Below are 21,653 nucleotides of genomic sequence, written 5' to 3' on the forward strand. Positions count from 1 at the left end.
AGCTTATCTGGCATCCTTGGAGATTTACACCCGCGACGCATTTCCCGAAGACTGGGCAAGGAGTCAAAATAATTTGGCGAATGCCTACCTCTACAGAATTAGAGGGGAAAAAGCAGAGAATCTCGAAGCCGCGATCGCAGCTTTTGAGGCATCCTTGGAAATTTGGACCCGCGACGCATTTCCCGAAGACTGGGCAAGGAGTCAAAATAATTTGGCGACTGCCTACCTCTATAGAATCAGAGGGGAGAAAGCCGAGAATTTGGAACTGGCGATCGCAGCTTTTGAGGCAGCCTTAGAGATTTACACCCGCGACGCATTTCCCTTTGAATGGGCAAGGAGTCAAAATAATTTGGGGATGGCCTACCAAAACAGAATCAGAGGGAAAAAAGCCGAGAATTTGGAACTGGCGATCGCAGCTTTTGAGGCAGCCTTAGAGATTTACACCCGCGACGCATTTCCCTTTGAATGGGCAACGTGTCAAAATAATTTGGGGATGGCCTACCAAAACAGAATCAGAGGGGAAAAAGCCGAGAATTTGGAACTGGCGATCGAGGCTTATCTGGCAGCTTTAGAAGTTCACACTCGCAAGGATTTTCCGATCGAGCATGCTACAACTTTATATAATCTCGGAGTTGCCTACTGGGATAATTCCCAACTCCCAGAAGCTTACAATACCCTTAACTCTGCCATCGAGACAGTCGAATTAATGCGGAGTGAAATCATTATCGGCGGCGAAGCAGACAGGCAGAAATTAGCCGAAGAATGGAATGACCTTTATCAGGTAATGGTAGAAGTTTGCCTAGCAATGGAAAACTCCACCGCCGCCCTAGAATATGTCGAACGCAGCAAAACCCGAAACCTCGTAGAACTGTTTCACAAAGCCCGCAGCCTCCCCGATCGAGTACAGCGGATTAGTTTTGCAGAAATTCGCAGCCTGCTAGCTGAAAATGAGGCAATTTTGGAATGGTACATTACCCGATACAACTTTAAAGTTTTCATTATTACCCGCGACTCCACCAAACCCGATGTCTGGGAATCTTCCGATGCAGGCTTGCAAGCATTAGAAGAGTTTCAGCAGGAATATATCGATGACTACACCGACGAGGAAACCGACAACTGGGGAAATCAACTAGAAGCCCGCCTGGAAAAATTAGCCGAGATTCTCCACATCAATGAAATAATCGCCCGCTATATTCCCGAAAACTGCCAAAAATTAATCTTAGTTCCCTTCCGATACTTGCACCTATTCCCCCTACACGCCCTCACCAGCAGCCGACAAAAAGCAGACAAAACCGTAGAAACTGGATGTCTTCTCGAACTTTTCCCAGGCGGCGTGAGATACACACCCAGTTGCCAACTTTTGCAATTATCTCAGCGGGAAAACTTGACAGCCGAAGACACATCACCCAGCAAATTTTTTGCCATCCAAAACCCCACAGAAGATTTAGACTTCACCGACATCGAAGTCGAAGCCATTGCCAAATCCTTCAATCCCGCCGAAGTATTGATTCGGGAAAAGGCAAGTAAAGCAGGATTGCAACAACAAATTGCCAGCTTGCAAAATGCCGATATCGCCCACTTTTCCTGTCACGGCTTCTTCGACTTTCTCAATCCCGAAAAATCATCCTTAATCCTAGCCGGCGCCAAAATTGCCACCGATGGCGTTCCCTCCGAAGAAAAGCGTTATATTCGTTCCCGCCGAGGCGAAACCTACGACATCGCAGAATGCCTGACTCTGACAGAAATCTTCGATTTGCAGTTAAGTAAGTGTCGTTTAGTAGCCCTTTCTGCCTGCGAAACTGGGTTAACCGATGCCAGGAATAGCACAGATGAGTATATCGGATTGACTAGCGGTTTTTTGTACGCCGGAACCACGAATGTGATTAGCACATTATGGGCTGTCAATGATGTATCTACGGCGATTTTAATGATAAGATTTTATGAGTTATTTCGTTCAGAAAGTCGGCCCGCTGTGTCGATTGCTTTGCGGGAGTCTCAGTTGTGGCTGCGGAGTTTGACTGTTAAAAGTTTGCTAGAATGGGTGGAAGTGTCGCAGTTGCTGAGTCACGAACATAAACAGACAATTCAAAACAGATACAATCGCGGTTACAAACAAGATTATCAACCTTATGAGTCTCCCGTATACTGGGCCGCTTTCTGTGCAGTTGGACAATAAGGGTGGGTATCAGAAACCGGGTTTCTGCGGAGATTTTTTGTTCCCGTTGAGATTTATCATAGAAACCCGGTTTCTTTTCGGCAATAAGTGTGGGTATCAGAAACCGGGTTTCTTCCGAGATTTTTTGTTCCCGTTGAGATTTATCATAGAAACCCGGTTTCTTTGACCTTAGTATAATGAAAGGAGAAATTAGCAATGACAGATGAACAATTTATTGCAGGCTTCCTAAAAGTCTTTGAAACCAAACCCGAAATATTTGAACAAGGCGGGGCGGTTGACGCTTTAGCAAATCTCAGCAACACGATATCCCAGATGGCGGATTCATCCAACAAGGAAGTAGCCGATGCCATTGGTAATTGGTGTGCAGACTATCCTAAAATAACAGATGAAATCAATTTAACGGCTAGAAAACTAAAACCAGAAGCCACCAAGACAGAAGGAGTAAACGAAAGACTATCAAACCGCTACCCAGAATTACCGGAAAATCTCAAAAAACGCCTTCCCAAATCCTAGCCACCGCGCCAATAACATGAGTGATATAATTTCTGCCCCCAATGTTTATTTATACGCTTTCCAACTGCAAAGAAACAGTAAGGGCAGCAATAATCCTCTCTGGAAACACTGCGACAATATCCTCGCCAACTTCACCGATGAAAGGGTAACACCCAATCTAGTTTTTCCCCAAAATTCCCACAGCAACCGCAACGATTTACTTCCCAATGTCTCCCTAGGATTCAACAGCTATCCACCCATAGAAGGTTTTGTACAACCGCTACAAATTCAAAAAGATAGCTATGCTTTCTGCTTAAACATCGGTTGCCCGGAAGATGGCACGGCTGATAATGTAGATGTCGATTTAATCCAGAAATTTAACCCAAATCAAGCCTTACTTATCGATGGCGATGACAACTTTTTAGGTCAAACTCTCCTGATTACCGCATGGCTTCCCGAAAACTCATCAGATAATTTAGATGCCCTCAAACCTCTTGCTGATAATTGCCGCAATGCTTTATTCCAAGGCGATTCACTACCTCCATTCTACTGTTCCGGGAAATTATTCGGCAGTCCAATTTTTGAATACGGTTCAATTATCGATATTGCGAATTACCGCCATTTGCTTGTCTGGCTGCTTGTTGACAAACAAACCGACGAAAATTTTAACACTTGCCAGGAAGAAATATTTGACCTACTATTTTACCGCAACAAAATCATCAAAGTTTTTCAAGACAGCCGCCTGATTTACGACGAACTCGATCGCGAATACGGCATTATTGAGAAAAATGTGGAGATATTGCAGGCTCAATTTTCCAGAGGAACCCTCTTAACTGCCGCCCAATTGCAAGAATTTCAGGAACAGCTAAAGCAACTCTTCAGCAAAGCTGTAACTTATACTCGCCTGCTGCGGAAACTCGAAGATTATGACAATACAATTGCCCTAAATCTTAACAATTACACTGACATTTTGCAGAAAATATGTGATATACTAGGAACCGATAAGGAAGAACTATCAATATTAAATAACTTCAGTAGAAAAACGGCTCCTTATATGCGATCGCAAATAGCAGGCGACTTAGGATATTTCCGCCACGGGACAAACTTAATCGACCAGGCGATCGCCTCAATTCGCGGCATAGTAGAAATAGAACAAGCCAGGAGCGATCGCACCAACCAACTCGCACTCCGCAACAGCGAGGACAAAGAGAAATATCGGGACGATCGCCTACAAAGCACAGTACAGGCGATCGGCGTCGGTTTAGCAGCCGGAGGTATCGCAGCATCAAGTGGCACTGACCAAGTATTCCAGACAGTTCAAAACCATCAAATCCCAGTGTTAATGCAGTGGCATCCCTTTGTATTTTCCTTTGCCTTGAGTTTTGCGATCGCCCTTTTCGCAGCCGGCATCACTTGGTGGCGCACTAAACCGAAAAAATAGTTGATCGTTGATAGTTGACAGTTGACAGCGAACTCTTTAAGACTGGAATTTAAACCTATTTCTAAAAACAATCCACCTTAAATACCCCGTTAATTCTTCAGTCCGCGAAGGCGGACTTCGTTTGTGTAGACGCGGTTTCAACCGCCGAGTCATCTTCCCCAAATTTTTTATAAATTTCAACAAAAAGTATCTTAGATCGAAATAACGTGTCAATATAGAGAATGTGACTTCAATTCCCTTCTTTCCCCATGAGCAAACAGCGCGTACTTTCAGGAGTTCAGCCAACAGGCAATCTTCACCTCGGTAACTATCTCGGTGCCATTCGCAACTGGGTAGAAGGTCAAAGCCAGTACGAAAATTACTTGTGCGTAGTCGATTTGCACGCAATTACGGCACCGCACAATCCAGCAACCCTAGCCTCCGACAGTTACACACTCGCCGCTCTCTATTTAGCTTGCGGCATCGATTTAGAATATTGTACTATTTTCATCCAATCCCACGTCTCGGCTCACGCAGAACTAGCATGGCTGCTCAACTGCATTACGCCGATTAACTGGCTCGAAGATATGATTCAGTTTAAAGAAAAAGCAGTTAAACAAGGAGAAAATGTTAACGCCGGCTTGTTGAATTATCCCGTGTTGATGGCAGCCGACATCTTGCTTTACGATGCCGACAAAGTGCCTGTGGGAGAAGACCAAAAACAGCATTTGGAACTCACCCGCGATATTGTCATCAGATTAAACCACCAATTCGGTACACCAGAAAAACCCATTTTGAAACTGCCCGAACCGTTAATTCGGACTGAGGGCGCGAGGGTAATGAGTTTGACAGATGGTACGCGTAAAATGTCAAAATCTGACCCTTCAGAACAAAGTAGAATTAATTTGTTGGATTCGCCAGATACAATTAGCAAAAAAATCAAGCGCTGCAAAACCGATGCCGTGCGGGGCTTAACTTTCGACGATCGCGATCGCCCAGAAGCGAGAAATTTGCTAACACTTTATCTCCTGCTTTCCGGCAAATCGAAGGAAGAAGTAGCAGCGGAATGTGAAAATATGGGTTGGGGAGATTTCAAACCATTGTTGACAGAGACGACAATTAATGCCCTCAAACCTATTCAGGATAAATACAAAGAAATAATGGACGAACCGGGATATTTAGAATCTGTACTCCGTCAAGGAAGAGAACAAGCAGAAACTATTGCCAACCAAACTTTGAATAAGGTTAAAACTGCTTTTGGTTATTCTCTACCTAATTAGTCAGTAGTTATTAGTTATTGGTTATTGGTTATGGGTTATTAGTTATTGGTTACTGGTTATTGGTTATTGCAAAACTTCAAAAACAACAAATAACAAATAACAAATAACAACTAACAAATAACAACTAACAACTGTCAACTGCCAACTGTCAACTGTCAACTGTCAACTGTCAACTAACTATGAACCGTTTTCGCACAGCCTGTACAACTCCCGGAGAATTCATAATTACCGCCGAAGTTGCCCCGCCCAAAGGTGGCGATATGGCGCACACCTTGGCAATGGCTGAACTTCTGAAAAACAGAGTGCACGCCATTAACATCACAGACGGAAGCCGCGCAGTTCTGCGAATGTGTCCCCTAGCCGTTTCCGCAATTCTATTGCAGCGGGGAATTGAGCCGATTTGTCAAGTTGCTTGTCGCGATCGCAATCAAATAGGCCTGCAAGCCGATCTCATGGGAGCGCACGCCTTAGGCATCCATAATATCTTGGCACTCACCGGCGATCCAGTCAAAGCAGGCGACCATCCAAAGGCCAAAAGTGTATTCGATTTAGAATCAGTGCGGCTGCTACAAGTCATTCAAAAAATGAACGGCGGCCTTGACTGGAATGACAAAGCTTTAACAGACGGAGTTACCGATTTATTTGTCGGTGCCGCTGTCGATCCGCAATGCCCCAGTTGGTCGGGTTTACAAAGCCGATTTGAGAAAAAAGTCGAAGCTGGAGCCCAGTTTTTTCAGAGCCAATTAATTACAGATTTTGACGTTTTAGATAAGTTTATGCAGCAAATTGCTGCTGGCTGCAACAAACCAATTTTAGCAGGAATCTTTTTGTTTAAATCAGCTAAAAATGCTGAATTTATAAAAAAATACGTACCGGGAGTTCACATACCGCAAGAGACGATCGACCGTTTGGCAAACTCCCCACAACCCTTGCAGGAAGGCATAAGAATTGCAGCCGAACAAGTCAAACTAGCGCGGCAATTGTGTCAAGGAGTGCACATGATGGCCGTCAAGCGAGAAGATTTGATTCCGCAAATATTGGATTTGGCTGGTATCGAGCCGCTGAGCTAAAATTGAGTTACTGCTAGCATTTTAAAATCCACAGGACAGTCATGGTTCGGGAGCATCTCAGTTTTGCATTTACAGCGCTGTCCCCGCGTGCTTCTACACGCGAGCGGGGACAGCACGGAAGATAAAAAATGCTTCTTGCAAAACAGAGATGCTCCCCGCACGACCTCCGTCAATATGAGATTATAACTAATAACTTATATCCGGTCACGGTTCGCCCTCTTTAAAAACCAGATGCAGCCCTCCGCCAGAAGTCGCACCACAATAATAAACCCGTAGTACCAGCCATTTACTTGCAACAAAGCCGATCGCATTTCTCACTCTCAACTCACAGAATCCCGTTTGCAGCACTGAAATTCTAGGAGTGCCACTCAAATGAGTGTCACTCAAATGAGTGTCACTCGAAAATGCGACTGGGCGATCGCTCGGTGCGATCGCTACAACAGTTGTAGATGCTTGGAAACAAAGGGATTGAGATATTCAGGCTTTGTTTATTTGGTACATCAATCAAAAAAAAAGCTTCTTTATGGAAAAAATCACAAATTGATTTAGGAAATCTCTGAATAGTAACTTGTAAAAAAGTACAAAAGACAATGAATGATTAAACAATTAACCCAAAAGGCTTAGTTGCTCACCTACTAATATATAATCGTCGAAACTACGTTCAAATTAAGGACTTAAGTTATGCCGCGCCCCATAGTTCTCATACACGGTTACTCAGCTAATTCAACGGCTTTTAGTGAGTGGGAAAAAATTCTTGAAACTCACTACAAAAACAGAGAGATTATAGTCCTCCATACAGCTAGCTATAAATCTCTTACTAATGAGATAACCATCAAAGATATTGCTGAAGCATTTGACCGAGTGCTTCGCTCCTATATTGAAGATGATGAATTTGATGCCATTGTTCATTCAACTGGAATGCTAGTTATTCGCGCTTGGTTAACTACTTACGCCTATGCTGCTAATGTCAATCGTCGGAGTCGCCTCAAACACTTGATTGGATTAGCACCAGCAACTTTTGGCTCTCCTTTAGCCCATAAAGGAAGAAGTTGGTTGGGTTCGGTTATAACCGGACATAAAATACTTGGGCCTGATTTTCTCGAAGCTGGAAATCTGATTTTGGATAATCTTGAATTAGGTAGTCGTTTCACTTGGGATCTTGCTCATCTTGACTTAATTGGCTCTGCCCAAAATAAACCCAAAAATGAGCCCTACTATGGCGAAGATAACAAGACGCCTTATGTGTTTATTTTCTGTGGCAATCAGGGATATGACGGATTGAGGGGATTAGCTAATACTGCTGGATCTGATGGTACTGTGAGATGGGCAGGTTGCGCTCTTAACAGCCGCAAATTAATTCTTGATTTGACGCAAGATCCATCTCAAAATAAAGACAAGCCTGTAGAAGAACGAGGCAAATCAGACGAACATCCAGAACACCAGATTGATATTCCACTGGTGCTAATTGATGGTCACAATCACAATACAATTGTGCATAATCCTAGAAAAAATCCAGACTTTATTGAGTTGGTTCTACAAGCTTTAGATGTTTCTGATAAAGACAGTTTTGGTAGCTGGACAGCTAAGGCTCAAGCTCATATGGAGAGCATGAAAAATACAAAAGGAGAGCAATGGGAAGAATGGCAACAGTTTATTATTCGTGTTGTAGATGAGCGTCTCGATCCAGTTACAGATTGGAATGTTCAGTTTTTGATGAAGGATAAAGAGGGCAAAGAATTTTGGTTAGATGACAAGTCATATTTAGATGTTCATACCTACACTAAGGACAAAAGTTTGCGATGTTTTCATGTCAATTTAAGTAAACTGAAGCCGGAAAGCCTTTCTGAATTATGTATGAAGTTGATTGTTTCATCTGGAACTAGCCTTGTGGCGTATTACGGTTGTGGAAGTGGAAAAATTACTCTAGAGGGCGAGCCACAACAGTCAGATGGAAGATGGGATGCAGAATTGAACTTAGATCATCTTCTAAATGCAAAAGTTAAATTTTTCTGTCCTTTTACAACTACTCTTATTGAGATTCGTCTGAATCGCGAACCAATGCCAATAAACAGAGCGAAAGAAAATTCTATTTTAACTTTTGTAGAGAAGCCAAAGTAAGGTTTGTAGAGCAAGAAAGCGATGCTCTCACTTTAATCTGGTTCTTACCAAAAATATAGCGGGACTGCTATTGGTATATAGCGATTCTCAAAAATATGAGGTACGTTGTTGGGAAGAGAGCCCTATACGTTTCAGTCGTTATATAACCTGTCAGTCATACCTCACCTTTTTGAGAAAGGCTATAGGTAAGTAGACAGGAAAATTTATCGTGGAAACAAGGCAGATGGCCGAAGGGAGAACGGAAAAGGGTTTTAGTTAAGTTTACTTTTCGTTACATATTTCTATTTATTGGGGCGTTTCTACTGATGAGGGAATTGCTAGCAGCGAATTGCTGCCTGAGTTAGACTTATCTTTATGGAAGCGCTACATTTTGTTGGCGCCGCCATTGGAACCATTAAAAGAGTTTCGTAAAGGCATTAGTAGCAATGACTGATTCAAATTTGCTCGATCGCGATAATATCAAAATAGTAGAATCGCAAATTTCAGAAGTTACTGTGTACACCGATCGCGCTTTGATAACCCGCCGTGGCACAGTAGCCCTGACGGGAAACGAGTGCGAATTAACTGTAGCCTCTCTCCCCACAACCCTCGAAACCGAGTCAGTCAGGGCTACCGGTGCAGGTACAGTCGCCGTGCGATTGCTGGGAGTGCACACCGAAACTCTGTTTCACAGCGAACCTACGGGCGATCGCATCGCCGAATTAACCGCACAAATCCAAGAGTTAGAAACCCAAAAACGCGCCATAAAAGACCAAATCGCCTCCCGAAAAATTCAACTCAACTTTGTTGAAAATTTGAGCGAAAAAAGCGTCAGTTCCTTTGCTAGCAGCATTTCCAAGCAGCAGATCGGTTTGAACGAAGCCGGCGAATTGCTCAATTTTTTAGGCAGTAATTATAAAAAGTACATAAGTGCGATCGCCCAACACGAAAGACAGCAGCGAGACTTAGACAAGCAAATAGAAGCATTGCGCCAGCAGTTGCGCCAAGTACAAACTCCCTATTCCCAGCAAAGTTTTAACATCATTGTGGCGATCGAACCCAGCGGCAGCGGCAATTTTGAACTAGAAGTTTCCTATGTAGTAACGCGAGCCCGTTGGACTCCCCTGTACGACTTGCGAGTCAATACCACCAACAACCAAATCAATCTCAATTACCTAGCCGAAGTCAACCAAAACACAGGCGAAGATTGGACGGGAGTAGCGCTGACTTTATCCACAGCCAAACCCGGAATGGGAACTTTGCCACCAAAACTCCAACCCTGGTTTATCGATATTGTTCGCCCAAAACCTGCTCCAACCCCAGAATTTATGAAAGCACGACGCGTACAGACTGAGGATGCAGAAATAGGAACAGATTATATAGAATTAGAGATGGAAAACGAGCCACAATTTGCAATGATGGCTATGCGAAGTGCTGCTCCCGCACCAGAACCTATAGCAGCTCAAACGGCGACAGCAAGAGTATCTAAAGAAGGCAGCACCGTTTCATTTCAAGTCGGAGGAAATACCAATATTCCCAGCGACGGCACACCGCACAAAGTCACTATTTTCAGCGATAATTATCCCTCTAAACCTGAATACATCGCCATTCCTCATTTAGTCAGTTTCGCTTATTTGCAAGCAATTGTCACCAATCCGACGACAGGTGCAACTCTGCTGCCCGGTAAAGCCAATATCTTTCGCGACAATACTTTTGTCGGTAATGTGCAGTTAGAAAATGTTTCCCCTGGCGAAGAATTTAAGCTTAATTTAGGAATAGATGAAGGCTTAAAAATAGAGCGAGAATTAGTGGAAAGACAAGTCGATAAAAAACTGATCGGCAATCAGCGGCGCACGACTTACGCCTATCGGTTAATTTTGACCAACTTGCACCAAGTGCCTGCTAAGTTGACACTAAAAGAGCAACTTCCAGTCACTCGAAAGGAGCAAATAAAAGTGCGGTTGACTCAGACTAATCCGAAGATAGTAGCAGGTGAAATGGGACTCTTGGAATGGATAATCTCTATGCCACCGCAAGCCAAGCAAGAGTTATATTACCAGTTTGTGGTCGAACATCCTCCCGAGTTAACAGTCATCGGTTTAGATATTTAATTAGGATTTACACTCTCAAGCTGTAGCGCCAGCTACAGCTTATATCAATTATGCAAAATATTGCTAAATATCAGTTAAAAGCGAGCATTTGTACGGAAACGGCTGAGATTAATACTAATTTAAAAAAATGATGCAACACTCTTCCATAGTCTTGTAAGGGCAATCCCACGCCCGATCGCCCGATAGATATGGGGTAGGCTTTCTTGGCACTACCCCTACAAATTTTGTGAATCATTTAGGATTGCTGTAGCACTATTTTTCAGAATTGGTATTGGTTAATGAGCAAGCAGCTAATTTTTTCTCAGTACACAACTGCTGAAACAATAAATCTGCGATTGATTCATAAGCTGGGGCTGTGGGGTGTACGCCATCCCGAAAATAACTTTCTACCGTGGTTTTCGGCAATTTTGACCAGGCTGCGTGAGTGTCTATGAGTGGAATTTTCAAAGCTTTTAGCCGATCGACAAACTGGGATTTAAACCTCGGCTGATTCGGTACCGGCAGTAAATCGGAGCGATCGCAAGTATACAACACAAACAACGGAATATTCGACTCTCGCACCAAAGCCACTATTTGCTCAAATCGCTGCATATTTTCCCTAAACCGTTGCGTTTCCGGCACCGGCACACCCCCCACAGGGGAATTCGGCACAAAAACACTGGAAAATCGGGGCATAACGTATCTGTCAAACACTTCTTGAATTGCCAATAACGGTTGGCGATTCGGCATCAGGGGGTTATTTTTGAGTCCCGCGCTGGTACTTGAAGGTTGTAGCAAATCGTGAGTACCAATTTGCAAAATCACAGCATCGCTTTCAAAAGTGCCAAACTTCCGAATATATCCCAATTGATTGCCAATTCCCCAAGATCCCGCAGAAGCATTTAGCACCTGAACCTGCTTTTTGATGCCCAACAAACGCGCTGCCAACAATTCTGTAATAGTTTCTGCCTGATCCGTGCTATTATTGCCATTGAGAACCGAGTCTCCTGTCATCAAAATTCTGATAGTACCTTCAGGCTTGGCTGAATCGATTTGTTCAGACCGTTGAGAAAATTGATTGTACTGAAGTCTATTGCCAAAACGATATACAAGTTGATTTGGTGCAAATATATACCCAGCCTCAGCATCAGCTTGCAGCAAAGCAGGATTTCCGAATCCCAGCAAGCGCAACGTAAGTTCGATCGCGCTCAAAGATGCGATCGCACAACCGGGCATCCAATACCTAGCTTTCACAAACCTACCTGTAATTGGTAAACTGCAAAGCCATCGGATAATCTTCTTGCTTCAAGCGTTGAATTACCAACTGCAAATCATCCTTATCCTTGGCAGAAACGCGGACTGCATCACCTTGAATCGAGCCTTGAATTTTTTTAAATTCATCTCGAATTAATTTAGTGATTTTTTTGGCAATTTCCTGATCAATCCCTTTTTTGAGTTTGATTTCTTGGCGTACTCTAGTACCACTAGCAGCTTCAATTTTGCCGTAATCAAAAATTTTCAGAGATAAATTCCGCTTAGCGGCTTTTGTTTGCAAAACAGTGTGAATGGCATCGAGAGTAAATTCGCTGTCCGTATTGACAGTAATCGATTCTGCGCCCAATTCCACGGTGGTTTTGGTATCTTTCAAGTCGTAGCGGCTTTGAATTTCCCGCACTGTTTGGTCAACGGCGTTAACTAATTCTTGCCTGTCGAACTCGCTGACAATATCAAATGAATAATTAGCAGCCATAAATTAGTAATTGGTAAATTGGTAATTGGCCCGCGCAGGTCATTGGCCCGCGCAGGGCATTGGGGAATGGGGAATGGGGAATGGGGAATGGGGAATGGGTGGTTGGTAGTTAGTAGTTCGTAGTTGGTAATTAGTCATTAATTAAGCGTCTCTCAACTAATGACAACTAACAACTAACAACTAACAACTAACAACTGACAACTGACAACTGACAATTACCCATTAACAGCCATCAAACTGAAATAGAATAAAGAGAAAGTGCAAGTAGAACTAATCGCAAACATGAGCGATCGCCCCAGAGGCACATTCAGAATATAGAAAACCGAAAACAACAATCGGGCTACAGGAAAAGCGATTCCAGCCCAGCCCGCCGCCTCCGAATCTATTCCTGTCACAAAAGCCATCAAAGCCGCCGCTGAAAACAGCATAAACGTCTCAAACGAATTTTGGTGAGCCCAAGTTGCCCGCTGAGCGTAACCGGGCAACCTATCAAACATAGCGCGAGGTGCTGCTTGGTCATAGCCTAGCTGCAACCGAGCAAGGGCAACCACCAAAAACGGTGCGTAAACCAGCGCAGCAGCAGCAGCAACAGAATCAAGCAGAATAACCGACACAGGCAATCCCAACAGCATTATCCACCTCGCATTTCAATCAAAATAGAACAGAGTAACAACTTTGCGCTGTTCCTCCGCATCCTGGCAAGTTTTCAGCAAAGTGTGGCTTTCGTGAAAAGCAAAACAGATCAGTTGCTGACAGCGAGAAATAATCTCCTGATTGCACATGGCGCTGGCTTCCGGGAGAGACAAGCTGTCATTTTTGGGATTTTCTACCAAATGTATGACTTGTTCGAGCTGCTCGCGGGACTCCCGAGGCTGGCGGCTCATGCTTTGTGGCAAAATCACCGTCAGCAGATTAGGATCTGCTCGCATTGCTCCCCGAATTGCGGCTGAATTGGTGCCTGTAGCCCCGGATGTGATGAGCTGGTTGCCTCCCAGAACTAAGGCGTAGCTCAGCATCTCAATTAGCTGCTGGTGGGTAATAGGAACGTGGCGAGAACCCAAAAGAGCAACCCGCTTGGAGCTTGTTTGCTGGATCGCCGCAAGTTCTTGTAAAAAATCATCAACTCTGGGTAGCTCAATTGATTGACTCAAAGAATTTATTAAATTAAATAAAACTACGTTGTGGATTCTAGCAGACTAACTAGCAATTGCCACCAAAAAGAAGTTAAGAATTGCTGATTAACGGTATCTGACTAGAGGAGCGGGAGATTTGAGGAACCCAGAAGGCAGAATGTCTAAAAGCATTCGGCAGCCAGAGCAGAAGGTACGATTCAATAAAAATTGAGGATTTAAGAATTTTGAGTTTTTATTTTTTAAACCAAAAATCCTCTCTGCCTTCTTGCCTCTGCCGAATATGTTGTTCGCCCAGTTCCCGCTGCCGAATACCTTCAGATCCGGTGGCCTTGTTAATGAACTCGATCGCCCAAACCCAATGATGCCATCATGGCCTTAAGGTCAAAGTGTTCTGCCATTAGCTGAGTAACGCATTCCACCTTGATGCGTTCGTGCAGGCGCACGCTGCCAAAGGTGCTGTCGATAATTTCCACCGTGGTTAAGGTATCCAAATCAACAGATAAAACTGGAATTTCCATTTCTTCTGCTCTGCCGATTACCAAGGGAGAAGGAGGCAAGTGGCCTGTGAGAATTAAGCACTGAGTCGAGCTTTCCAGAGCCGCGAGCTGAATGTCCGTGCGATCGCCCCCGGTGACTACCGCCATATTTCTGGCTTTGCGGAAATACTTCATAGCTGAGCTAACATTCATCGCACCAATTGTCAAGGTTTCCACCATCAAATCCAAGCGGTCTCGACGGCAGAGAACATCAGCTTTCAATTGGTGGACTAATTCTTTGACGCTGACACTCCGCAGCAAAGCGCTTCTCGGCAGCATTCCCAAAACTGGAATACCGCTAGCTTCCAGAAAAGGGCGCACAGTCGCAGTTACGGATTCAAGTTTGTCGGAGGGAACATCGTTGAGCACGACGCCTATCAAGCGCGAGCCCAAGCGCCGCTTCGCTGACAGCAAATCGTCTATATAAAGATCGATCGGGCGCACTACCAGCAGCACAGAGGCATCAATGGCATCAGCGATTTGAGACAAAGACAAGTCAAACAGACTGCCTTCCTCCAAATTAGCAGGGCCTTCTAACAGCACCAAGTCTCCGCTGGGATTTTGCAAATATTGCGCCAGAGACTGGCGGTAATCTGTCTTGTCTTCTTGGCGCAAACGCTTGTGAACCGTCTCTTCGTCCAAATACAGCAGTGTTGACGGCATCTGACTTTCTGAGAGTTTAAGCGTCTCTACCGCGAACCGCACATCTTCCTCCGCCACTCCAGCTCCCTCCGAGCTGAAACAGGTTCCCAGCGGTTTGCCGTAGGCGATTGCCATTCCTTGTTCCCGGAGTGCCAGCGCCATCCCCAGGGCGATCGCGGACTTGCCGCTGTAAGCTTTTGTCGAACCGATCAGCAAATATTTAGTCAATTTGGGTACGCCTTCTCTCCTCAATTTGCACCTGTCTATTTAAATAAATTTAGTTTATTCAACAGTATTTTCGCACTGCGAGTCAATTTCGCAATATGATTATACTCGATTTTGTCACTTTTGTGCAGAGCGTTTTTTTGAGGGGAACTTTTATTCATTTGTTCGCCACCCTTTTGTTAGCTTTTTTTACATCTTTATTTTCATGTTTTTTCGATTTTCGGTTGTTAAGAACTATTTGTCAACAGCATTTAAAAATAATAATTTTATAATAAATATTTGAGTGATAAATAAACCTATCGATCAAGGCAGATGCAACGTATATAATAGACGCAGAGGCCTTTCAATATAGGAAAGCAATTTTTGCACTCTTGTCTAATGATGCAATAACTCAGTTATAGCGATTCTCAATTTCCGTAAGGTACACGGGATCCTTAATTACATGGCTTACAAACAAACCTCAAGAAACTGGGTTTTTCACAAAATGTGAGTTTTTTGGGCTAGTATTTTCGTAAAAAAGCCCGGTTTCTGCCAACACCTACGTCCAGGACTAAGGAGCGCAAATTAAATAATTTACACATATTTGTGGAATGGGCGTCCCGCCCGTTCAGAAAGGACGGGCGGGACGCCCATTCCACAAGAATAATAAAAATTGTAAGTTATTTAATTCTCATTCCTAAGTTACCAATTACGAAAAATTCAAGCGTCGATCGCTGTTGTTGAGCAAGGCTATAGTACAATACGGTTCACTTAACACTTTTTATGCCCCGGATATCCCCCTAAATCCCCCTTAAGAAGGGGGACTTTAAGAGCTTTCTTGTCCCACCCCCTACTCCCCTTGGGAAGGGGGGTTAGGGGGGATCTGTCTTAAGTGAACAGTATTGGGCTATAGTATTGCGCCTTCTGAAATACAAGGCTTGCGCATGGGAGGCGAGAAACTCGGTTTATTCGTAGATTTCTCGTTACTAAGGAATGAAAATTAAATAACTTCCACTCTTGAAAGTGGGATGGGCGGGACGCCCATCCCACCATAACAATTAAAATTGTAAGTTATTTAATTCGCGATCCTAAACACAAAATCTCGTAGAAACCGAGTTTCACTCTTGTCGCAAGCGCGTAACTCCTCAAAATAGAAATAGCGCACCAATAATATAATCTCGCCGTCCCGATGGCATTACATTATTAGCGCGCATTTTAGGGCCGCAATCAATTACAAACTTTTGGGAGCGCGGGTGCGGTGAAAATTAGTCATCCATACGCATCAGCTTGCGGTAAAACGTTTTAGAAAAATCGACGGTACGAGTCCGCTGAAAAGTTAGGAGTACCTCAATTAAACAACTGACAAACTCAGAACTTTGCATAGTCACTTCGTAGCTGAGTTCAGCATTACCGTCAAACAACACCCGACAGCGGGTCAAATCCATCGGCAGCGACGAGATATTCCAACTAGCGACAAAGGGTATATCTTCGCCGCCGTCAATTTTTCTTGCCCCCTCCAAGCTTTTGAGCTTGTAGAGGCCAATAGCGTGGGGCAAGAACTTGCGCCTGGGCTCTTGATAGAAAGGCGCGTAGACTTTCACTTCTTTGTCGTCGGCTGGTTTCAGTTGAGGAAGAGACATATTTCCGCATCCTGACAGTGGGTTGAGATCATCTGCAAAAACTAGCAGATATTCCTGGTCGATCGCAAGCAAAACTCAGTCTATTTTGGATTTGGGGATTTTAGATTTTAGATTTTAGATTTACAAGAACAGATGAATCTGCTGAAGTGGCGAGTTTGAACAGGAGTCTAAAATTTGGCGTGGCGAATGACTTAAGTCGCTGGCTGGTATCCGTTTTTGGATGAATCATCCCCAATACTCTATGCAATTCCAGTTTAGCAGTGCCGTACTCTTGGGCGATCGCGCACAAACGAGCTCCGGTCAATCGATTTTAGATTTTAGATTTTAGATTTTAGAGGCCACCCCACGGATAAATTCGGGGGAAAAGAGGATTTTCGATTTTCGATTTGGGATTGATTCCACGGATAAATCACGTGGCGGGTACCATCAATCAATTCTTGGTCAGCTTTCGACAAAAGCCCAGAAACTGGTACAGTGGATACTTATCTCTAAAATCAAAAACTATTGGTGGTTGAATCAAGTAACTTATGCAGGAGAGTTCTTGGCCGGAAAACGACACTCGCAGCGAGCTTAAGTTGGACATCCCCGATCTAGCTCAAGAAGAGCTCAAGAGTTTGACCTCGAACTCCAAGCTCGGCAAAATATTTGGCATCCCAGACATTGGCGACAGGGTGTTTGACGCGGAAACTTCATCAGAGCTCCCGGTGGCGGTGTCTGTGCCGGGATCTCCCTCTTTTCCTCAAAATCTGTACCGGGGACGGCGGGGAAAAGCCGCCGCGTTGCTGACTGCGATTTGGGGTGGCACGATCGCCCTACACTTGATTTCTTGGGGTGCGTGGGTAGTGTGGGGTTTGACGGGACTGCTGTGGATGCAAGCATTTCGAGTGTTGTTTGCCCATCCCAAGCCCGCACTGCCGCCTCTGGCCGATGAAAATCGAGAGGATTGGCCCTACGTGTCGCTGCTGGTGGCAGCGAAAAATGAGGAAGCGGTGATTGCCCGATTCGTACAATCAATCTGCAATCTAGATTACCCGATCGACCGTTACGAAGTTTGGGCGATCGACGATCGCAGCAGCGACGGCACGGCGCTAGTATTGGAACAGCTAACCAAACAGTACCCGCAGCTCAAAGTATTTAGCAGAGGAGCAAATGCCAGCGGTGGCAAGTCGGGAGCCCTGAATGAAGTTTTGCCGCTGACTCGCGGGGAATTTGTGGGAATATTTGACGCCGACGCGACGGTAACGCCGGATTTGCTGCGCCGGGTGCTGCCGGTGTTCGAGAGACAAAAGGTAGGGGCGGTGCAAGTCAGAAAGGCGATCGCCAATGCAGCAGTAAATGTGTGGACTCGCGGCCAAGAAGCAGAAATGGCTCTCGACAGTTTTTTCCAGCAGCAACGGATTGCGATCGGCGGCATTGGAGAATTGCGCGGTAACGGCCAATTCATGCGCCGCACTGCCTTAGAAAGCTGTGGCGGCTGGAACGAGGAAACCATTACCGACGACCTGGATTTGACCGTGAGGCTCCACCTAGACCAGTGGGACATTGAATTTCTGGCTTTCCCAGCCGTGTCAGAAGAAGGAGTTACCAACGCTCGCGCCCTGTGGCACCAGCGCAATCGGTGGGCAGAAGGTGGCTATCAGCGTTATCTTGACTACTGGCAGCTAATTTTGCGGAACCGGATGGGAACTGGGAAAACTTGGGATTTATTTGGATTTTGGGTATCTCAATATTTCTTGCCGACAGTAGCGCTGCCTGACTTTTTGATGTCAATTGCGCTGCGCCGGATGCCGATCGCCAGTCCCATAACTGTAATGACTCTTACCTTGTCAGTGGTGGGAATGTTTGTCGGTTTGCGCCGCACTCGCAAAGAGACTAAATTTGACATTAAAAGAGTTTTTGTCACCTTGCTGCAAACGCTGCGGGGTACTGTGTATATGTTGCACTGGCTGCTGGTAGGGATTGTGACGGCTCGGATTTCGGTGCGTCCCAAGCGGCTGAAATGGGTTAAAACTGTTCATCAAGGCACTGCTAAGTTGACAGTTGACAGTTGACAGTTGGCAGTTGAAAGTTGACAGTTGGCAGTTGAAAGTTGAAAGTTGAAAGTTGACAGTTGACAGTTGACAGTTGACAGAAGGAAGAAGTCATTAGTCATTATTTATTGGGAAGGAGTCATTAGTTATTGGGAAGGAGTTATTAGTTATTGAGGAAAAGGGATAAAATACACATGACAAGCTTAAAAGCAAGTCGTATTTGATGCTTGATTAGATTAATTTACTTGTAATCAATTGATAATTAGCTCCCAGAAATATCTGGAAACAGTATTGCCAAAACTCCGAAGAAAAAACAACTACTAACCATCTCCCTACTCTGTCCCGCCCAAGCTAGTCAAATCTTGCAATTGTCGATCGCAAAACAAAAAGTACAAAATAGCGTAATAAGTGATATAGCCTTTCTCAAAAAGATGAGGTATAATTGACAGCTTATAAACCACCCAGACGTATAGGGCCTTCTTCCCAACAACGTCCGCGAATCTTTCTGGTAACAAGTGATATGCCAGGAATACTACATAAGTAATCGGCAATATACAAAGTTGAGAATCAAAAGAGATAAAAACCATAACTTTTAATTTTTAACTTGACATAAAGCCAATTATTATCTATTAATAATGAATTGCCAAAAACGACGAATTGCTTGTTGCCAAATACCCGTCACCCGTTATTAAAAATGGATTTGTTAGAGTACCAAGCCAAATCTTTATTTCGTCAGATGGCAATTCCGATTTTGCCGTCGCAGCGGATTGACAAACCCGCCGATCTCAAAGGGCTGAAAATTCCTTACCCAGTTGTCCTGAAGTCGCAAGTGCGGGCTGGGGGACGAGGCCGGGCGGGTGGCATTAAATTTGTGGAAAATACGATCGACGCAGTTGCTGCGGCTCAAACAATTTTTAATTTGCCGATCGAGGATGAATATCCGCAAGTCCTGTTAGCAGAAGCAAAGTACAACGCTGACCAAGAATTGTACTTAGCCGTACTCCTAGACCCGATCGCCCGCCGCCCGGTACTTCTGGGCTCCAGACAAGGAGGTATGGATGTCGAAGGGTCGATCGACCAAATGCAGCAAGTTGCCGTAGATCAGGAATTTTCGCCTTTCTACGCGAGGCGTCTGATGCTGAAAATGGGATTGCAAGGAGATTTGATTCAATCGGTGAGTACAATTGTCGAGAAAATGTATCGGTTGTTTGTCCAAAAGGATTTAGATTTAGTGGAAATCAATCCTCTCGGCATCAGTCCAACAGGAGAGTTAATGGCTTTAGACGGTAAAGTCAGCGCCAACGACGATGCCTTGGGGCGGCATCCAGACTTGGTAATACTCTCGGGTAAAAAGCTCTTCAGCGGGTTGGGAGGGGACAGCAGAAATGCCTATGGGGGCGATCGCCGGAATTCCAACTCAAAGTCGCAGCAGTCGCCGGATCAGTTTGACTCCAAACCTCAATCCCCAATCTCGAATTCCGCATCTCTGGAATTAGTGGAACTAGAGGGGAATGTCGGGATTTTGTGCAACGGAGTGGGCCTGACAATGGCAACTCTGGATGCTGTAGCTCACCAACGAGGAAAACCGGCTAATTTTGTCAACCTGGGTTCTTTAGATCGTTACGATGCAGTAAATGCCCTGCGCGATCGCACCGAGTTGGGTCTGGAGTTGGTCGCTCAGGATAAAAGCGTTAAGGTGATACTTGTAAATATTTTGGACAGTGCTTCCAAGAGTGAGGAAATCATCACCGCCATAGCGGGCTATTTGGAACGAAAAGCTCGCGCCAACCGGCACATTCAAGTTGTGCTGCGCCTGGTAGAGCTCGATGCTGATGCTGTTAAAAAGCGTTTCGGACAGTTGCCCGTGCAGCTAGCTAGCACTTTAGATGAAGCTGCGGCTCAAGCTGTATCATCTGCCAAGTAGCGACAGTCGATCGGCAAAACGAGAACTCTGGACAACATATGAAAGCCTTCTGCTTTTGAAAGATCGAGTTTTAACTAGGAAAAAATGAATTTAACTCCTGAAAGCAAAGTCCTAGTACAGGGCATTACAGAATCTCCCGCCTCAACGCGCGCCGCCCTGATGATGAAGGCATACGGCACTAATGTAGTCGCCGGTGTCAGTCCCGGTAGGGGAGGGCAGGAGTTGGAGGGAATTCCTATTTTTGATTTGGTAGAAGAAGCTGTGGCGGCAGTGGGTCATGTTGACACTACGGTAATTTTGGTAGAGGCTTACTGGGTGCTGGATGCGGCTCTAGAAGCGATCGCGGCAGGAATTCGGCAAATCGCGATCGTCACTGAGGGAGTGCCTCCTCTGGATATGGTGCGCTTAGTCAGAAAGGCAGAGGCCACAGAAACTTTAGTGATCGGGCCCAACAGTCCGGGGATTATTGTCCCTGACAAACTGCTGCTGGGAACTCACCCCAAGGAATTCTACACTCCGGGTTCGATCGGGGTAATCAGCCGCAGCAGCACTTTGACTTACGAAGTTGCTCTCGAACTGACTGAGGCAGGTTTGGGACAGTCGATGGCGGTTTGTATTGGCTGCGACGCGATTGTGGGTTCTTCTTTTATGCAGTGGCTGCAACTTTTGGACGAAGATGACAGTACGGAGGCGATGGTTTTAATTGGGGAAGTTGGCGGTTGGAGCGAACAAGCTGCTGCTTCTTACATCGCTTCGGCGATCGACAAACCTGTGGTTGCTTATTTGGCAGGCCGCTACGTTCCCAAGGGCCCGTCCTTGGGCCATGCCGGCATCCTGATCAGTTCTCGGGCTGCTGCCCAGAAAGCCTTTGGTGTTACGGTAGAGAACAAAATGGCTGCCTTTGAAGAGGCGGAAATACCCGTAGCTGCTCGGCCTTCGGAGGTTCCCAAGTTGCTCAAGAAGTTGCTCAAGAAAAATTAATTGCTTCTTGGTTTGTAGTAAGGACTTTAGTCCGCGTTTTTTGGTTTGTAGTAAGGACTTTAGTCCGCGCTTCTTAGTTTGATCGTTCGGAGTTTAGTCCGCGCTTCTTAGGAACGAAAATTTAATAACTTACACAAGTTTGTGGGATGGGCGTCCCGCCCGTCTTTTCGGGACGGGCGGGACGCCCA

18 protein-coding genes are annotated in these 21,653 nt (G+C 45.1%); 10 read left to right on the plus strand and 8 right to left on the minus strand.

All coding sequences use genetic code 11. The features are described from left to right. The 5 genes from JGK36_RS03895 to JGK36_RS03915 all read left to right on the plus strand — a co-directional run. A partial coding sequence (locus JGK36_RS03895; RefSeq protein ID WP_293196137.1) for a CHAT domain-containing protein occupies positions 1–2,176 on the plus strand: 2,176 nt, incomplete at its 5' end. Positions 2,177–2,371: 195 nt separating this feature from the next. Continuing rightward, positions 2,372–2,689, plus strand: a complete 318-nt coding sequence (locus JGK36_RS03900) for a hypothetical protein (protein WP_293184294.1) — start codon at positions 2,372–2,374, stop codon at positions 2,687–2,689. A gap of 16 nt (positions 2,690–2,705) precedes the next feature. After that, the gene (locus JGK36_RS03905; protein WP_293184297.1) at positions 2,706–4,109 is read left to right on the plus strand and encodes a hypothetical protein; all 1,404 of its coding nucleotides are present in this window, start codon (positions 2,706–2,708) and stop codon (positions 4,107–4,109) included. A 248-nt stretch (positions 4,110–4,357) separates the two neighbouring features. Beyond that, positions 4,358–5,368: a tryptophan--tRNA ligase gene (trpS, locus tag JGK36_RS03910; RefSeq protein WP_293184300.1), complete on the plus strand. Its 1,011-nt coding sequence runs from the start codon at positions 4,358–4,360 to the stop codon at positions 5,366–5,368. 179 nt (positions 5,369–5,547) lie between these two features. Beyond that, on the plus strand, positions 5,548–6,438 hold the full coding sequence (locus tag JGK36_RS03915; RefSeq protein ID WP_293184303.1) for a methylenetetrahydrofolate reductase: 891 nt from the start codon (positions 5,548–5,550) through the stop codon (positions 6,436–6,438). A gap of 204 nt (positions 6,439–6,642) precedes the next feature. Here the strand turns inward: JGK36_RS03915 and JGK36_RS03920 are convergent, their stop codons facing one another. Further along, complete coding sequence (locus tag JGK36_RS03920) at positions 6,643–6,825, minus strand: hypothetical protein (protein WP_293196139.1); 183 nt, start codon at positions 6,823–6,825, stop codon at positions 6,643–6,645. Positions 6,826–7,119: 294 nt separating this feature from the next. On the opposite strand from JGK36_RS03920, the gene JGK36_RS03925 reads away from it, so the two are divergent. Both JGK36_RS03925 and JGK36_RS03930 read left to right on the plus strand, forming a co-directional pair. Beyond that, positions 7,120–8,556, plus strand: a complete 1,437-nt coding sequence (locus JGK36_RS03925; protein ID WP_293196141.1) for an alpha/beta hydrolase — start codon at positions 7,120–7,122, stop codon at positions 8,554–8,556. Positions 8,557–8,981: 425 nt separating this feature from the next. Beyond that, positions 8,982–10,646, plus strand: a complete 1,665-nt coding sequence (locus JGK36_RS03930; RefSeq protein WP_293196143.1) for a mucoidy inhibitor MuiA family protein — start codon at positions 8,982–8,984, stop codon at positions 10,644–10,646. 252 nt (positions 10,647–10,898) lie between these two features. Here JGK36_RS03930 and JGK36_RS03935 read toward each other — a convergent pair whose 3' ends face one another. The 7 genes from JGK36_RS03935 to JGK36_RS03965 form a co-directional block, all read right to left on the minus strand. Beyond that, positions 10,899–11,879 carry an SGNH/GDSL hydrolase family protein gene (locus tag JGK36_RS03935; protein ID WP_293190812.1) on the minus strand — a complete coding sequence of 327 codons (981 nt, stop codon included), beginning with the start codon at positions 11,877–11,879 and terminating at the stop codon, positions 10,899–10,901. A gap of 4 nt (positions 11,880–11,883) precedes the next feature. Further along, positions 11,884–12,375 (minus strand): YajQ family cyclic di-GMP-binding protein, encoded by a 492-nt coding sequence (locus JGK36_RS03940; protein WP_293184314.1) that lies wholly within the window; start codon positions 12,373–12,375, stop codon positions 11,884–11,886. Between the two features lie 215 nt (positions 12,376–12,590). Beyond that, positions 12,591–13,007 (minus strand): MAPEG family protein, encoded by a 417-nt coding sequence (locus JGK36_RS03945; protein ID WP_293184317.1) that lies wholly within the window; start codon positions 13,005–13,007, stop codon positions 12,591–12,593. A gap of 15 nt (positions 13,008–13,022) precedes the next feature. Next, positions 13,023–13,526: a DNA recombination-mediator protein A gene (locus tag JGK36_RS03950; protein WP_293131869.1), complete on the minus strand. Its 504-nt coding sequence runs from the start codon at positions 13,524–13,526 to the stop codon at positions 13,023–13,025. A 314-nt stretch (positions 13,527–13,840) separates the two neighbouring features. Beyond that, positions 13,841–14,938 carry a phosphotransacetylase family protein gene (locus tag JGK36_RS03955; RefSeq protein WP_293184320.1) on the minus strand — a complete coding sequence of 366 codons (1,098 nt, stop codon included), beginning with the start codon at positions 14,936–14,938 and terminating at the stop codon, positions 13,841–13,843. Between the two features lie 1,217 nt (positions 14,939–16,155). Continuing rightward, complete coding sequence (gene ebsA, locus JGK36_RS03960; protein ID WP_293184323.1) at positions 16,156–16,530, minus strand: type IV pilus biogenesis protein EbsA; 375 nt, start codon at positions 16,528–16,530, stop codon at positions 16,156–16,158. A 100-nt stretch (positions 16,531–16,630) separates the two neighbouring features. Next, positions 16,631–16,834, minus strand: a complete 204-nt coding sequence (locus tag JGK36_RS03965) for a hypothetical protein (RefSeq protein ID WP_293184326.1) — start codon at positions 16,832–16,834, stop codon at positions 16,631–16,633. 223 nt (positions 16,835–17,057) lie between these two features. On the opposite strand from JGK36_RS03965, the gene JGK36_RS03970 reads away from it, so the two are divergent. The 3 genes from JGK36_RS03970 (at position 17,058) to JGK36_RS03980 (ending at position 21,465) form a co-directional block, all read left to right on the plus strand. After that, a complete protein-coding gene (locus tag JGK36_RS03970; protein WP_293184329.1) occupies positions 17,058–18,581 on the plus strand; it encodes a glycosyltransferase family 2 protein in 1,524 nt (507 codons plus the stop codon). Between the two features lie 673 nt (positions 18,582–19,254). Continuing rightward, positions 19,255–20,484: a succinate--CoA ligase subunit beta gene (locus JGK36_RS03975; protein ID WP_293184331.1), complete on the plus strand. Its 1,230-nt coding sequence runs from the start codon at positions 19,255–19,257 to the stop codon at positions 20,482–20,484. Positions 20,485–20,568: 84 nt separating this feature from the next. Beyond that, positions 20,569–21,465: a CoA-binding protein gene (locus JGK36_RS03980; protein ID WP_293184334.1), complete on the plus strand. Its 897-nt coding sequence runs from the start codon at positions 20,569–20,571 to the stop codon at positions 21,463–21,465. Positions 21,466–21,653 lie beyond the last annotated feature (188 nt).

Source organism: Microcoleus sp. PH2017_35_SFW_U_B, from assembly GCF_020737865.1.
In the GTDB taxonomy this organism is placed as follows: Bacteria; Cyanobacteriota; Cyanobacteriia; order Cyanobacteriales; family Microcoleaceae; genus Microcoleus.

What these genes read in the sequence shown, in the direction of transcription:
- JGK36_RS03975 (WP_293184331.1), top strand. Translation starts at nt 19,255, where the DNA reads ATGGATTTGTTAGAGTACCAAGCCAAATCTTTATTTCGTCAGATGGCA.
- ebsA (WP_293184323.1), bottom strand. Translation starts at nt 16,530, where the DNA reads ATGTCTCTTCCTCAACTGAAACCAGCCGACGACAAAGAAGTGAAAGTC.
- trpS (WP_293184300.1), top strand. Translation starts at nt 4,358, where the DNA reads ATGAGCAAACAGCGCGTACTTTCAGGAGTTCAGCCAACAGGCAATCTT.
- JGK36_RS03925 (WP_293196141.1), top strand. Translation starts at nt 7,120, where the DNA reads ATGCCGCGCCCCATAGTTCTCATACACGGTTACTCAGCTAATTCAACG.
- JGK36_RS03915 (WP_293184303.1), top strand. Translation starts at nt 5,548, where the DNA reads ATGAACCGTTTTCGCACAGCCTGTACAACTCCCGGAGAATTCATAATT.
- JGK36_RS03930 (WP_293196143.1), top strand. Translation starts at nt 8,982, where the DNA reads ATGACTGATTCAAATTTGCTCGATCGCGATAATATCAAAATAGTAGAA.
- JGK36_RS03905 (WP_293184297.1), top strand. Translation starts at nt 2,706, where the DNA reads ATGAGTGATATAATTTCTGCCCCCAATGTTTATTTATACGCTTTCCAA.
- JGK36_RS03940 (WP_293184314.1), bottom strand. Translation starts at nt 12,375, where the DNA reads ATGGCTGCTAATTATTCATTTGATATTGTCAGCGAGTTCGACAGGCAA.
- JGK36_RS03970 (WP_293184329.1), top strand. Translation starts at nt 17,058, where the DNA reads ATGCAGGAGAGTTCTTGGCCGGAAAACGACACTCGCAGCGAGCTTAAG.
- JGK36_RS03900 (WP_293184294.1), top strand. Translation starts at nt 2,372, where the DNA reads ATGACAGATGAACAATTTATTGCAGGCTTCCTAAAAGTCTTTGAAACC.
- JGK36_RS03945 (WP_293184317.1), bottom strand. Translation starts at nt 13,007, where the DNA reads ATGCTGTTGGGATTGCCTGTGTCGGTTATTCTGCTTGATTCTGTTGCT.
- JGK36_RS03980 (WP_293184334.1), top strand. Translation starts at nt 20,569, where the DNA reads ATGAATTTAACTCCTGAAAGCAAAGTCCTAGTACAGGGCATTACAGAA.